The 13,708-nt window shown below is 64.8% G+C and carries 13 protein-coding genes; all 13 read left to right on the forward strand.

Translation table 11 applies throughout. The features are described 5' to 3' along the window. Positions 1-4 precede the first annotated feature (4 nt). A complete protein-coding gene (locus ACTYOL_RS05920; protein ID WP_153773967.1) occupies positions 5-511 on the forward strand; it encodes a chemotaxis protein CheW in 507 nt (168 codons plus the stop codon). Continuing rightward, positions 508-1,779, forward strand: coding sequence for a CheR family methyltransferase (locus ACTYOL_RS05925; RefSeq protein ID WP_197893181.1), 1,272 nt, complete (start codon positions 508-510; stop codon positions 1,777-1,779). Before ACTYOL_RS05920 ends, ACTYOL_RS05925 begins: the two co-directional genes overlap by 4 nt. Continuing rightward, positions 1,776-2,441 (forward strand): chemotaxis protein CheW, encoded by a 666-nt coding sequence (locus ACTYOL_RS05930; RefSeq protein WP_444757661.1) that lies wholly within the window; start codon positions 1,776-1,778, stop codon positions 2,439-2,441. Before ACTYOL_RS05925 ends, ACTYOL_RS05930 begins: the two co-directional genes overlap by 4 nt. After that, the gene (locus ACTYOL_RS05935) at positions 2,438-4,723 is read left to right on the forward strand and encodes a hybrid sensor histidine kinase/response regulator (RefSeq protein WP_197893185.1); all 2,286 of its coding nucleotides are present in this window, start codon (positions 2,438-2,440) and stop codon (positions 4,721-4,723) included. The genes ACTYOL_RS05930 and ACTYOL_RS05935 overlap by 4 nt, the downstream gene beginning before the upstream one ends. After that, a complete protein-coding gene (locus ACTYOL_RS05940; RefSeq protein ID WP_153773971.1) occupies positions 4,720-5,733 on the forward strand; it encodes a chemotaxis response regulator protein-glutamate methylesterase in 1,014 nt (337 codons plus the stop codon). Before ACTYOL_RS05935 ends, ACTYOL_RS05940 begins: the two co-directional genes overlap by 4 nt. A 51-nt stretch (positions 5,734-5,784) precedes the next feature. Next, complete coding sequence (locus tag ACTYOL_RS05945) at positions 5,785-6,789, forward strand: response regulator (protein WP_054895071.1); 1,005 nt, start codon at positions 5,785-5,787, stop codon at positions 6,787-6,789. Between the two features lie 154 nt (positions 6,790-6,943). Beyond that, a protein-coding gene (gene prfB, locus ACTYOL_RS05950; RefSeq protein WP_112897576.1) for a peptide chain release factor 2 occupies positions 6,944-8,039 on the forward strand; the annotation gives its coding sequence in 2 pieces (ribosomal slippage) (positions 6,944-7,015 and positions 7,017-8,039; 1,095 coding nt in all). Between the two features lie 93 nt (positions 8,040-8,132). Continuing rightward, a complete protein-coding gene (gene lysS, locus ACTYOL_RS05955) occupies positions 8,133-9,635 on the forward strand; it encodes a lysine--tRNA ligase (RefSeq protein WP_054895070.1) in 1,503 nt (500 codons plus the stop codon). A 181-nt stretch (positions 9,636-9,816) separates the two neighbouring features. Then, positions 9,817-10,569: a TetR/AcrR family transcriptional regulator gene (locus tag ACTYOL_RS05960; RefSeq protein WP_063543332.1), complete on the forward strand. Its 753-nt coding sequence runs from the start codon at positions 9,817-9,819 to the stop codon at positions 10,567-10,569. Positions 10,570-10,599: 30 nt separating this feature from the next. Next, entirely contained in the window at positions 10,600-11,148 is a 549-nt protein-coding gene (locus tag ACTYOL_RS05965) for a hypothetical protein (RefSeq protein WP_444757662.1), read from the forward strand. Between the two features lie 62 nt (positions 11,149-11,210). Further along, positions 11,211-12,488 carry a flavohemoglobin expression-modulating QEGLA motif protein gene (locus tag ACTYOL_RS05970; protein ID WP_054895067.1) on the forward strand — a complete coding sequence of 426 codons (1,278 nt, stop codon included), beginning with the start codon at positions 11,211-11,213 and terminating at the stop codon, positions 12,486-12,488. Beyond that, on the forward strand, positions 12,460-13,383 hold the full coding sequence (locus ACTYOL_RS05975; protein ID WP_444757663.1) for an alpha/beta hydrolase: 924 nt from the start codon (positions 12,460-12,462) through the stop codon (positions 13,381-13,383). The genes ACTYOL_RS05970 and ACTYOL_RS05975 overlap by 29 nt, the downstream gene beginning before the upstream one ends. After that, positions 13,380-13,706 (forward strand): hypothetical protein, encoded by a 327-nt coding sequence (locus tag ACTYOL_RS05980; protein WP_063543336.1) that lies wholly within the window; start codon positions 13,380-13,382, stop codon positions 13,704-13,706. Before ACTYOL_RS05975 ends, ACTYOL_RS05980 begins: the two co-directional genes overlap by 4 nt. Positions 13,707-13,708: the final 2 nt, after the last annotated feature.

A 13,708-nucleotide genomic window follows, 5' to 3' on the forward strand; every position in this document is an offset into this window, starting at 1 on the left:
GGCGATGAACGATCTGCAACCGCATGATCAGCGGCCGGCCGAAGCCAAGGGCGTGTTGTACCTGCTGTTCCATATTGGCGAACAGCGCTTTGCCCTGGATGTGCGCGAAGTGATAGAGGTGCTGCCGCTGCGCCCGCTCAAACCCATCGCCCAGGCGCCCGTCTGGGTCGCCGGGATCCTCGGGCATCGCGGCGCGCTGGTACCGGTCATCGACCTGTCGTCCCTTACCTTCGGCGCGCCTGCACCGCAGCGCACCAGCACGCGCCTGGTACTGGTGCGTTATGGCAATGGCCTGCAACTGGGGCTGGTGCTCGAACAGGCGACCAACACCGTGCGTTGCCAACCCGACGAGTTCCAGCCCTATGGGCTGGACAACAGCGAGGCGCGTTACCTGGGCCCTGTGCGACAGGATGCACAGGGGCTGTTGCAGCGCATCCAGGTTGACGACCTGTTGAGCGATGCCGTACGCCTGCTGTTGTTCCCGGATCAATCCGCGCAGGTGGCAGGATGATCGAACAACGCTTCTTCCGCTTCCTGCAGGAGCGCATCGGCCTGGATGTGGACTCGGTGGGCGCGCCGATGGTCGAGCGGGCCCTGCGCCAGCGGTGCGTGGTACTTGCCGCGCGTGACCTCGACGACTACTGGCTGCGCCTGCAGCAATCGCCCGGCGAGCAGCAGGCGTTGATCGAGGCAGTGATCGTCCCCGAGACCTGGTTCTTCCGTTATCCCGAATCGTTCACGGCATTGGCCGGGCTGGCGCAAAAACGCCTGGTCGAGCTGGCCGGATCACGACCGCTGCGTATCCTCAGCCTGCCGTGCTCGACCGGCGAGGAGCCCTATTCGATTTCCATGGCGCTGCTCGATGCCGGTCTGTCTCCATCGGCCGTGCGCATCGATGCCATGGACATCAGCCCCAGCTCCCTCGCCCGTGCCGAGCAGGCCGTGTATGGCCGCAACTCGTTCCGGGGCAGTGAACTGGCATTCCGTGAGCGGCACTTCGACTGCACCGATGACAGTTACCGGTTGCATGAGCGCGTGCGCCAGCAGGTCAGCCTGGAGCCTGGCAATGTGCTCGATCCCGCCTTGCGCAGCCGCAAGGGAGTCTATGACTTTGTCTTTTGCCGCAACCTGCTGATCTATTTCGACGTACCTACCCAGCAGCGGGTTTTCGAGGTGCTGAAACAGCTGCTCCACGACGATGGCGTGCTGTTCATCGGCCCGGCCGAGGGCAGTTTGCTGGCGCGCCTGGGCATGCGGCCGATCGGCATCGCGCAGTCGTTCGCCTACGTGCGTCAGGATCAGCTTGGCGTACAGCCGCCGGTCAACCCGGTGCCGTCGGCACGGCCCGCCATCGCGCCGGTGGCTTCGCCGCGTCCAGTCGCCATGCCCGTGGCGGCACCACCCTTTGCCCGTGCTCCCCGTCCGCCCGCCAGGCCGGTTGCGTTGGCGACCGTGAACGAGAACGAAAGCGAGTTGCTGGCAGCCATCGCCCGCCAGGCCAATGCCGGTGCCAGCGAGCAGGCCCGCGCCAGTTGCGAGCGCTACTTGCGTCTGTTCGAACCCGCGGCGCAGGTCTACTACTGGCTGGGGCTGCTCAGCGATACCCAGGGCGATGCCGGCGAAGCACTCAAGCATTACCGCAAGGCCCTGTACCTCGAGCCCCAGCACACCGAGGCGCTGCTGCACCTGGCCACGCTGTTGGCATCCCAGGGGGATGTCACAGGGGCTCGGCGCCTGCAGGAGCGGGCGGCGCGGGCGGGCAGGGAGTCTGAACGATGAGCGGTGCCTACTCGATGGACCTGATCGCCCGGGACCATGAAGATATCGACGACTGCTGGAATCGCATCGGTGTCCATGGCGACAAGCAATGTCCCCTGCTGGACCGGCACATCCACTGCCGCAATTGCGAAGTGTATGCCGCGGCGGCTACCCGCCTGCTCGACCGCTACACCTTGTTGCAGGACGAGCATGTCGAGACCGTGCAGGTGGAACAGGGCACTGTCGGCCGTTCCATGCTGCTGTTCAGGCTGGGGGAGGAATGGCTGGCGCTGGCCACGGCCTGCCTGGCGGAGATCGCGCCGCTGCAGGCCGTTCACTCGCTGCCGCACCAGCGTTCGCGGATGTTGCAGGGGGTCGCCAACGTGCGAGGTGCGCTGGTGCCGTGCCTGTCCTTCGCCGACCTGTTGGGCATGGAGCTGGCGCCGACACAGGAGCGTAGCGGCCGGGTGATGCCACGGATGTTGATCCTGGCTGCCGAAGGTGGCCCGGTGGTATTGCCGGTCGACGAGATCGACGGCATCCATCGGCTGGACACTGCGCGCCTGCACGAGGAGCACGACGCGGCCCACTTCACGCTGGCGGTATTGCAATGGCGTGGCCGCAGTGTGCGCGTACTCGATGACCAACACCTCCTGTCTGCCGTGAAGCGGAGCCTGTCATGACCCCGGAGCAAATGCGCGACGCATCGTTGCTCGAACTGTTCAGCCTTGAGGCCGAGGCCCAGACCCAGGTGCTCAGTGCCGGGCTGTTGGCCCTCGAGCGCAATCCGGCCCAGGTCGACCAGCTGGAAGCCTGCATGCGCGCAGCGCACTCCCTCAAGGGCGCCGCGCGTATCGTCGGCATCGATGCCGGCGTCAGCGTCGCTCATGTCATGGAGGATTGCCTGGTCGCGGCCCAGGAGCGCCGCCTGTTGCTGCGCCCTGAGCACATCGATGCCTTGTTGCAGGGCACTGACCTGCTGATGCGCATTGCAACACCCGGGGATACCCAGGCCGAAACGGCGGTGCCGGCGTTCCTGGTGCAGATGGCCATGTTGCTCGACCCTTCTTCGGCACCCGCGCCGGATGCTGCCGGCGGTGCGGCCACGCCTTCGCCGCTGGCGATGCCGCCCGAGGTGCCGACGACGCCTGTCGAGCCCGAGGCGGAAGTGGAGCCTGCGCCCGCAGCCAGGGGCGGCAAGCGCGCAGGCGAGGGCGCGGAGCGCGTGCTGCGGGTCACCGCCGACCGCCTGAACAGCCTGCTTGACCTGTCGAGCAAGTCGCTGGTGGAAACCCAGCGGCTCAAGCCCTATCTCGCCAGCCTGCAGCGCCTCAAGCGCATGCATGGCCAAGGCATGCGCGCCCTCGACGGGCTCAAGAGCCAGCTCGAGGGCAGCGGGCAGAGCGCCGAGGTGCTCGACGCCCTGGCCCAGACCCAGCGCTTGCTCGCCGAAACCCAACAGATCCTCCAGCAGCAGGCTGCCGACCTCGACGAGTTCGGCTGGCAGGCGAGCCAGCGCGCGCAGTTGCTGTACGACACTGCGCTGGCCTGCCGGATGCGTCCCTTCGCCGATGTGCTGACCGGGCAGAGCCGCATGGTGCGCGACCTTGGGCGCTCCCTGGGCAAGCAGGTGCGGCTGCTGATCGAGGGCGAGAAGACCCAGGTCGACCGTGATGTGCTGGAAAAACTCGAGGCGCCGCTCACGCACTTGCTGCGCAATGCTGTCGACCATGGCATCGAGCAGCCCGAGCGACGCCTGTTGGCGGGCAAGCCCAGTGACGGCACGCTGCGCCTGCGCGCATCGCACCAGGCCGGGTTGCTGATTCTCGAACTGAGCGACGACGGTGCGGGCATCGACCTTGAGCGCCTGCGCCGCAGCATCGTCGATCGGGCACTGTCGCCCGCCGAGACCGTGGCGCAGATGAGCGAGGCCGAGCTGCTGACCTTCCTGTTCCTGCCCGGTTTCAGCCTGCGTGACCAGGTCACCGAGGTGTCTGGACGAGGCGTCGGCCTGGACGCGGTGCAGCACATGGTGCGCGAACTGCGCGGGTCCATCGAGCTCACTCAGGTGGCGGGGCAGGGCTGCTGCTTCCACCTGGAGGTACCGCTGACCCTGTCGGTGGTGCGCAGCCTGGTGGTCGAGGTCGGTGGCGAAGCCTACGCCTTCCCGTTGGCGCACATCGAACGCACTCTCGATGTACCGGCCGAGGCCATCGTCCAGATCGAAGGTCGCCAGCACTTCTGGCACGAAGACCGCCATATCGGCCTGGTCGCCGCAAGCCAGTTGCTCAACCGTCCGGCGGCGCAGGAGGAGGCGGACAATCTGCGCGTGGTGGTCATCCGTGAGCGCGAGCAACTGTACGGTGTGGCCGTGGAGCGCCTGATCGGCGAGCGCGTGCTGGTGGTGATGCCGCTCGACCCGCGTCTGGGCAAGGTCCAGGACATTTCCTCCGGCGCCTTGCTCGACGATGGCTCGGTGGTGCTGATCATCGATGTCGAAGACCTCTTGCGCTCGGTGGACAAGCTGCTGAGCACCGGGCGCCTGGAGCGTATCGATCGCGGGGCACGGGCGGGCCGGGGAGTGGCGCGCAAGCGCATCCTTGTGGTCGACGACTCGCTGACGGTACGCGAGCTCCAGCGCAAGCTGCTGGGTACGCGGGGCTACGACGTAGCGGTGGCGGTCGATGGCATGGATGGCTGGAACGCCCTGCGCAGCGAAGACTTCGACCTGCTGATCACCGACATCGACATGCCGCGCATGGACGGTATCGAGCTGGTCACCCTGGTGCGTCGCGACAATCGCCTGCAAACGTTGCCGGTGATGGTGGTGTCTTACAAGGACCGGGAAGAGGACCGCCGACGTGGACTGGATGCAGGCGCCGACTATTATTTGGCCAAGGCCAGCTTCCATGACGATGCGTTGCTGGATGCGGTGGAGGAGTTGATTGGAGGAGCCCAGGGATGAGGATCGCCATCGTCAATGATATGCCCATGGCTGTCGAAGCCTTGCGCCGTGCGCTGGCCTTCGAGCCTGCGCACGAAGTGATCTGGGTGGCCGGCAATGGTGCCGAGGCCGTGCACAAGTGTGCCGAGCAGACGCCGGACCTGATCCTCATGGACCTGATCATGCCGGTGATGGATGGCGTGGAGGCGACTCGCCGGATCATGGCCGAAACCCCTTGCGCCATCGTCATCGTCACCGTGGATCGCAAGCAGAATGTGCACCGGGTGTTCGAGGCCATGGGCCACGGCGCCCTCGATGTGGTCGACACGCCGGCACTGGGCGCGGGCGATGCCCGGGAGGCGGCGGCACCGTTGCTGCGCAAGATTCTCAACATCAGCTGGCTGATCGGCCAGCAGCGCTCCAGCGCGGCGCGCACCGAGGCGGTGCCGGTGCGCAACCCAGTGCTTCGCTGCGGCCTGGTGGCCATTGGTTCGTCGGCGGGCGGCCCGGCTGCGCTGGAAGTGTTGCTCAAGGGACTGCCACGGGATTTTCCGGCGGCCATCGTGCTGGTCCAGCATGTCGATCAGGTGTTCGCCGCCGGTATGGCCGAATGGCTGAGCGGTGTGTCCGGGCTACCGGTACGCCTGGCCCGCGAGGGTGAACCACCGCAGCCGGGGCAGGTGTTGCTGGCAGGTACCAACCACCACATCCGGCTGTTGCAGAATGGCCAGCTGGCGTATACCGCCGAGCCGGTCAACGAAATCTACCGCCCCTCGATCGACGTGTTCTTCGAGAGCGTGGCGCGCTTCTGGCGCAGCGATGCGGTGGGCGTGCTGCTCACCGGCATGGGCCGCGATGGCGCGCAGGGCCTGAAGTGGATGCGCGAGCAGGGCTTCCTGACCATCGCCCAGGACCAGCAAAGCAGTGCGGTGTATGGCATGCCCAAGGCCGCCGCAGCGATCCAGGCGGCGGTCGAGATACGGCCGCTGGAGCGAATTGCCGGGCGACTTGTGGAAATCTTTCCGAAATGACGATATGTATTGAGTCACGCCGCCTGGCCGGTAGTGACCTGGTGAATAGGGATGAATGACCTACCGATCGATGGTTTCACGACGATCAACGAAAGCGCCGCGATGGTCCTGCTGGTCGACGACCAGGCGATGATCGGCGAGGCGGTGCGTCGTGGGCTGTCCCACGAGGAAAACATCGACTTCCACTTCTGTGCCGATCCACACCAGGCGGTAGCCCAGGCCATGCGCATCAAGCCGACGGTGATCCTCCAGGATCTGATCATGCCGGGCCTGGATGGTCTGACGCTGGTGCGCGAGTACCGCAACAACCCGGCGACCCAGGATATCCCGATCATCGTCCTGTCGACCAAGGAGGACCCGCTGGTCAAGAGTGCGGCCTTCGCCGCCGGGGCCAACGACTATCTGGTCAAGCTGCCGGACACCATCGAGCTGGTGGCGCGTATCCGCTATCACTCGCGCTCCTACCTCACCCTGCTGCAGCGTGACGAGGCTTATCGCGCCTTGCGTGTCAGCCAGCAGCAGCTGCTCGACACCAACCTGATGCTGCAGCGGTTGATGAACTCCGATGGCCTGACCGGGCTGTCCAACCGCCGCCACTTCGACGAGTACCTGGAACTGGAGTGGCGCCGCGCCATGCGCGAGCAGCAGCAACTGTCGCTGTTGATGATCGATGTCGACTACTTCAAGGCCTACAACGACAGCTTCGGCCATCTGGCCGGTGACGAAGCGTTGCGCCAGGTGGCCGAAGCGATCCGCGGCTCCTGCTCGCGCCCAAGCGACCTGCCGGCGCGCTATGGCGGCGAGGAGTTCGCCCTGGTGCTGCCCAACACCTCGCCAGGTGGTGCACGGCTGATTGCGGAAAAGCTGCGCCAGACCGTGCTGGGTCTGAATATTCCGCACAGTGCCCCGCAACCGGAATCGCGCCTGACCGTGAGCATTGGCCTGGCGACGCAGACGCCGAGTGTCGGCAGTCATTGCCGGCAGTTGATTTCGGCGGCGGACAAGGGGCTGTACCTGGCCAAGAACAGCGGGCGTAACCAGGTCGGGGTTGCCTGAAACCAGCGCGCATTGCGCGAAACCCTGGGAGCTGTGCAGCCGGGTCGCCCCTGCAATGGGCAAGTGCAGTGGCTGCCCGGCGGGGCTGCCGCCCTGGCATGAATGGCGTTATACTCGCAGGCTTTTCACCGAATTCGTGCGAGTAGCCAGAGCCATGGAAATCCAACCGATCCTGAACACCATCAAGGACCTCACCGAACGCTCCCAGTCCATTCGGGGGTATCTTTGACTACGATCACAAAGCTGATCGTCTGATCGAAGTCAACCGCGAGCTGGAAGACCCCAACGTCTGGAACAAGCCCGAGTACGCTCAGGCCCTGGGCCGCGAACGTGCCATGCTGGCGCAGGTGGTCGAGACCCTCGACAAGCTGTCCAACGGCCTGGCTGACTGCCAGGACCTGCTCGACATGGCGGTCGAGGAGGGTGACGAAGGTGCCGTCGGCGACGTCGTGACCGAACTGGAAGGCCTGGAAGAAAACCTTGCCCAGCTCGAGTTCCGTCGCATGTTCAGCGGCGAGATGGACATGAACAACGCCTACCTGGACATCCAGGCCGGCTCCGGTGGCACTGAAGCGCAGGACTGGGCCAACATCCTGCTGCGCATGTACCTGCGCTGGGCCGACAAGCGCGGCTTCGACGCCACCATCATCGAGCTGTCCGAAGGTGAAGTCGCCGGTATCAAGGGCGCCACCGTGCACATCAAGGGCGAGTACGCCTTCGGCTGGCTGCGTACCGAAATCGGCGTGCACCGCCTGGTGCGCAAGAGCCCGTTCGACTCCGGTGCCCGTCGCCATACCTCGTTCTCGGCGGTGTTCGTCTCGCCCGAGATCGATGACAAGGTCGAGATCGAGATCAACCCGTCCGACCTGCGCATCGACACCTACCGCTCCTCCGGCGCCGGCGGCCAGCACGTCAACACCACCGACTCGGCGGTGCGTATCACCCACGTGCCGACCAACACCGTGGTGGCGTGCCAGAACGAACGCTCCCAGCACGCCAACAAGGATACCGCCATGAAAATGCTGCGGGCCAAGTTGTACGAGCTGGAGATGCAGAAGCGCAACGCCGCCTCGCAGGCGCTGGAAGACAGCAAGTCGGATATCGGCTGGGGTCACCAGATCCGCTCCTACGTGCTCGATGACTCGCGCATCAAGGACCTGCGTACCGGTGTCGAGCGCAGCGACTGCCAGAAGGTCCTTGACGGCGACCTCGACCAGTACCTGGAAGCCAGCCTCAAGCAGGGGCTGTAAACCGCACACCACTGCCGCGATACGAGGCCATGGGCCCGTATCGCGTGCCCTGCCCGACAGGGGCACCGAATACCTGATGGAAACAATGACGACATGAGCGACCTCAAGACCGAATCGCAAGACCTGCAACAGGAAGAAAACACCCTGATCGCCCTGCGCAAGGAAAAACTTGCCGCCGAGCGTGCCAAGGGCAACGCCTTCCCCAACGACTTCCGTCGCGACAGCTACTGCAACGACCTGCAGAAGCAATACGCGGACAAGACCAAGGAAGAGCTGGAAGCAGCCGCGATCCCGGTCAAGGTTGCCGGTCGCATCATGCTCAACCGTGGCTCGTTCATGGTGATCCAGGACATGACCGGGCGCATCCAGGTCTACGTCAACCGCAAGACCCTGCCTGAAGAAACCCTCGCCGCGGTCAAGACCTGGGACCTGGGCGACATCATCAGCGCCGAAGGTACCCTGGCTCGCTCGGGCAAGGGCGACCTGTACGTCGAGATGACCGACGTGCGCCTGCTGACCAAGTCGCTGCGTCCGCTGCCGGACAAGCACCATGGCCTGACCGACACCGAGCAGCGCTACCGCCAGCGCTACGTCGACCTGATGGTCAACGAGGAAACCCGCCACACCTTCCGTGTGCGTTCGCAGGTGATCTCGCACATTCGCAAGTTCCTCATCGAACGCGACTTCCTCGAAGTCGAGACGCCAATGCTGCAGACCATCCCGGGTGGCGCTGCGGCCAAGCCGTTCGAAACCCACCACAACGCCCTGGACATGGCCATGTTCCTGCGTATCGCGCCGGAGCTGTACCTCAAGCGCCTGGTGGTCGGCGGGTTCGAGAAAGTGTTCGAGATCAACCGCAACTTCCGTAACGAAGGCGTTTCGACCCGGCACAACCCCGAGTTCACCATGCTCGAGTTCTACCAGGCCTACGCCGACTACCGTGACAACATGGACCTCACCGAAGAGCTGTTCCGCGAGCTGGCGCAGCTGGTACTGGGTACTACCGACGTGCCGTACGGCGACAAGGTATTCCACTTCGGCGAGCCGTTCGCGCGCCTGTCGGTGTTCGACTCGATCCTCAAGTACAACCCGGAGCTGACCGCCGCCGACCTGCAGGACGTCGACAAGGCCCGCGCCATCGCCAAGAAGGCTGGCGCCAAGGTGCTGGGCCACGAAGGTCTGGGCAAGCTGCAGGTGATGATTTTCGAAGAGCTGGTCGAGCACAAGCTGGAGCAGCCGCACTTCATTACCGAGTATCCGTTCGAAGTGTCGCCGCTGGCCCGTCGCAACGATGACAATCCGGCCGTGACCGACCGCTTCGAGCTGTTCATCGGTGGCCGCGAAATCGCCAACGCTTACTCCGAGCTCAACGATGCCGAAGACCAGGCCGAGCGCTTCCTGGCACAGGTCGCCGAGAAGGACGCCGGTGACGACGAAGCCATGCACTACGATGCCGACTTCGTTCGGGCCCTGGAATACGGCATGCCGCCGACCGCCGGTGAAGGCATCGGTATCGACCGCCTGGTGATGCTGCTGACCAACTCGCCGTCGATTCGCGACGTGATCCTGTTCCCGCACATGCGTCCGCAGGCTTGAGTGATTTGAAAAAGCCGCCTCTCGGGGCGGCTTTTTCTTGCCTGGCTGTGTAGTCTCTGTACCGGCCCTATCGCGGGGCAAGTCGGATCGCCGCACCGCCGCTCCTGCAGGTGCGGCGCTGTACCTGTAGGAGCGGCGGTGCGGCGATCCGACTTGCCCCGCGATAGGGCCGGTACAGACAATGAACATCCCCCAGACAGACACCGAGGTCCCTACCGTGCCCCCCGCAAACGCCCAGCAAGGCGCCGCCGGCGTAGCCAACGCCGTCGCCGAGAGCGTGCAGTACCAGGGTCGCAAGACCAGCCGCCAGGGCAGCGAGCAACGCCGCCAGCAGATCCTCGACGCGGCCATGCGCATCGTCGTGCGCGACGGTGTGCGCGGTGTGCGCCACCGCGCAGTGGCGGCCGAGGCCGAGGTGCCGCTGTCGGCCACCACCTATTACTTCAAGGATATCGAAGACCTGCTCACCGATACCTTCGCCCAGTACGTCGAACGCAGCGCCGCCTACATGGCCAAGCTGTGGGCCAACACCGAAGTGGTGCTGCGCCAGTTGCTGGCCCAGGGCGACTGCAGCCCGCAGTCCCGTGCACGCCTTGCCGACGAAGTGGCGCGCATGACCGCCGACTATGTGACCCGCCAGCTGTACAACCGCCGCGACTTCCTGATGGCCGAGCAGGCCTTCCGCCAGGAGGCGCTGCTGTGCCCCCGGCTGGCCGAACTGGTGCGGGCCCATGAGCAGATCCTGCTGCATGGCGCGCGGCAGATGCTTCAGGTGGTGGGCTCGCGCCAGCCCGAGCAGGACGCCCTGGTGTTGACGGCCATCATCGAGCAGATGGAATATCAAGGGCTGCTCAAAGAAGCGAACGCCCAGGCCGATGGGCAGATGCTCGCTATCCTTACCCGTTACCTGCACTTGGTGCTGGCCGCGGTTTGAGGCGCAGCCGATCTTTTCAAGGAGAACCTGATGAAAGCCTGGCGTGTGCTGTTGTTGACCTTGTCGTTCCTGCTGCTGGGCGGGTGTCTGGTGACCTTCGACGAACCGCTGGCCAGTAATGAGCCGGCCCCCAAGGCCTTGCTGGGCCAATGGAGCAGCAAGGATGCCTGGGGCCAGCCACTGAAGCTGACCATCAGCCGCGTTGGCGGTAACACCTACAAGGCCATGGCCCGTACGCAGGGCAAGGCCGCCGAGGAATACACTTTCAGTGTGTCGCGCCATGGCAACCGCTGGTACCTGTCGGCCGGCGTGCCCAAGCGTCTGGGGGGCAAGTTCCTGATTGGCGGTTTCGAGGTCGTCGACGGCAAGCAGCTGGTGGTCTACAACCTTGACGTCGAGCAGGTCCAGCAGGCTGTAAACAACAAGGAGTTGAGCGGACGCAGCACCGAGGTGCCCGAGGATAATGGCCCAGGCGTGCTGATCGACAGCCCCCCCGAGCGGGTGCTGGCCTACCTCGACGATCCGGCCAACTCCGACCTGTTCGTCGAGGTGGCGCGGTTCCAGCGGGCCGGCAAATAGCGGATACCTCGTACCTGTGGGAGCGGGCTTGCCCGCGAATAGGGCCTTACAAGGAGTCCCCGGTGGACGAATACCAGCAAACCATACGCGCATTGTCCGACCGTATCGTCGCGGCCCAGACCCCGATCCGGGTCCTGGACGCGGTGAAATGGGACGACGGCATTCGCCAGGGCTTTTTCAAGGCCAAGGGCAAGGAGCCGCCTGCGGTGGACCGTGCCTACTACCAGAACCGTCCGCTGTCGTTCGACTCGAGCGCGGTGAAGGCCGAGTTCCAGGCCATCGAGCGCGACATCATCCGCCAGCTCGGCCAGTTCAACCCGGTCGGGCAGATCATGAAGCGCATGTGCCGCGAATACCGCATGGTGGTGCGCATGCTCGAAGCGCGCGGCACCGAGGACTTCGGCCTGATTTCCCAGGAGCTCTACGGCGCCGCCTCCGACGCGTTCCACGCGGGTGACCCGACCCTGGCCGACCTGGGGCTGATGCTCTCGGACTACCTGAACAACATCGATGGCCGTGGTGACCTGAAGGACGAGCCGAAAAACCTCACGGCCAAGGAGGCGGTGGAAATCCTCCAGCGCCGCCTGAACAAGGTCTTCGGCGAGGCAGAAGAAACCATCCGCGTGTTCGAGTCCGATGGCATCGTCGCCGATGCGGCGGCCGGTGCCGACTACATCAAGGTGCGCGCCGATGCCATGTTCAACAGCCGCGACGTACGCGCGCTGGAAGTCCACGAAGGGCTGGTGCACGTGGGCACCACGCTCAACGGCCTGAACCAGCCCATCTGCACCTTCCTGGCCAAGGGGCCGCCCTCGTCGACCGTGACCCAGGAGGGCCTGGCCATCCTCATGGAGGTGATCGCCTTCGCCTCCTACCCCAGCCGCTTGCGCAAGCTGACCAACCGCACCCGCGCCATCCACATGGTGGAGCAGGGCGCCGATTTTTTGCAGGTATACGAGTTCTTCCGTGGCCAGGGCTTCGAGATGGCCGAAAGCTATGGCAATGCCAGCCGGGTATTCCGCGGTTCGGTACCCAATGGCCTGCCGTTTACCAAGGACTTGTCCTATCTCAAGGGCTTCATCATGGTTTACAACTACATTCAGTTGGCCGTGAGAAAGGGCAAGCTGGAGCAGATTCCGCTGCTGTTCTGCGGCAAGACCACGCTGGAAGACATGCGCACCTTGCGCCAACTGGTCGAGGAGGGCCTGGTGGAACCGCCGAAGTACCTGCCCGAACAGTTCCGCGACCTCAACGCGCTGTCGGCCTGGATGTGTTTCTCCAACTTCCTCAATCACCTGAGCCTGGATCGCATTGAAGCCGACTACGCGAACATTCTCTAAGCGTTGCCGCACCCTGTTGCTCGGGCTCGGACTGACCTGCCTGGCCGGTTGCAGCAGCCTGCTGTTCTATCCAGAGCCGGGCCAGCCGTTCACCCCCGAGCGAGCGCACCTGCAATACCGCGATGTCACGCTGACCACCGAGGATGGCACTCGCCTGCATGGCTGGTGGCTGCCGGCCAAGTCGGGCGTCGAGGTCAAGGGCACGGTGCTGCATCTGCACGGTAATGGTGGCAACCTGGCCTGGCATCTGGGTGGCAGTTACTGGCTGCCCGAGCAGGGTTATCAGGTTCTGATGATCGATTACCGCGGCTATGGCCTGTCCCAGGGCACGCCGACACTGCCAGCGGTCTACGAGGATATCGACGCTGCGCTGGACTGGCTGGGCAAGGCGCCCGAGACGCAGGGCAAGCCGCTGGTGCTGCTCGGCCAGAGCCTGGGTGGTGCGATGGCCATCCATTACCTGGCCGGCCATCCCGAGCAGCGCCAGCGTTTCAGTGCGCTGGTCTTCGATGGCGTACCGGCGAGTTACCGCGACGTCGGGCGTTTCGCCCTGAGCACGTCGTGGATGACCTGGCCGCTTCAGGTGCCGCTGTCGTGGCTGGTGCCTGACGCTGACAGCGCGATCCACTCCATCGAACGCCTGGACAGCCCGCCCAAGCTGTTCTTCCACAGCATCGATGACAAATTGGTGCCCATGGCCAACGGTATCCGCCTGTACCAGCATGCCCCGCCGCCCCGCGTGTTGCAGTTGACCCGCGGCGACCATGTGCAGACCTTCGCCGACCCGACCTGGCGTCAGGTGATGCTGCGCTTCCTCGACGACCCCAGCCACTTCAACGGCCTGCGCCGACTGGCGGAAGTCCCGAATTACCCTGACGAGAAGAATGAGCAATGAGTGAAGAACGCAACGCCATCCCGCTGATCCTGACCGGTGTCGGCAGCATCATCGTGACGGTGGGTGCCTTGTGGTACTACGGCTACCTGCATTTCGCCAAGCCCGAGGACGCCCTGCTGCTGCAGGACTACACCATGCTCAAGACGATCCCGGGCGAAGACTATCGGGTTTCTCTCGATCCATCGCCGCAGGTGGCGCAGTGTGTCGAGGGTGTCCTGGTGCTGTTCGATACCCAGCAGAAGGGCCTGACGGGCGTGCTGGTCGACAACCGCAAGCGGGCGATCCGCTGCATGGGCCAGGACACGCCGCAGCAGGTGCAGTGATC

The organism is Pseudomonas sp. A014, assembly GCF_052378495.1.
Lineage (GTDB): Bacteria > Pseudomonadota > Gammaproteobacteria > Pseudomonadales > Pseudomonadaceae > Aquipseudomonas > Aquipseudomonas machongensis.

Coding starts and splice junctions, on each gene's coding strand:
- ACTYOL_RS05960 (WP_063543332.1), top strand. CDS start 9,817: ATGAACATCCCCCAGACAGACACCGAGGTCCCTACCGTGCCCCCCGCA.
- ACTYOL_RS05920 (WP_153773967.1), top strand. CDS start 5: ATGAACGATCTGCAACCGCATGATCAGCGGCCGGCCGAAGCCAAGGGC.
- lysS (WP_054895070.1), top strand. CDS start 8,133: ATGAGCGACCTCAAGACCGAATCGCAAGACCTGCAACAGGAAGAAAAC.
- ACTYOL_RS05945 (WP_054895071.1), top strand. CDS start 5,785: ATGAATGACCTACCGATCGATGGTTTCACGACGATCAACGAAAGCGCC.
- ACTYOL_RS05965 (WP_444757662.1), top strand. CDS start 10,600: ATGAAAGCCTGGCGTGTGCTGTTGTTGACCTTGTCGTTCCTGCTGCTG.
- ACTYOL_RS05935 (WP_197893185.1), top strand. CDS start 2,438: ATGACCCCGGAGCAAATGCGCGACGCATCGTTGCTCGAACTGTTCAGC.
- ACTYOL_RS05930 (WP_444757661.1), top strand. CDS start 1,776: ATGAGCGGTGCCTACTCGATGGACCTGATCGCCCGGGACCATGAAGAT.
- ACTYOL_RS05980 (WP_063543336.1), top strand. CDS start 13,380: ATGAGTGAAGAACGCAACGCCATCCCGCTGATCCTGACCGGTGTCGGC.
- ACTYOL_RS05940 (WP_153773971.1), top strand. CDS start 4,720: ATGAGGATCGCCATCGTCAATGATATGCCCATGGCTGTCGAAGCCTTG.
- ACTYOL_RS05925 (WP_197893181.1), top strand. CDS start 508: ATGATCGAACAACGCTTCTTCCGCTTCCTGCAGGAGCGCATCGGCCTG.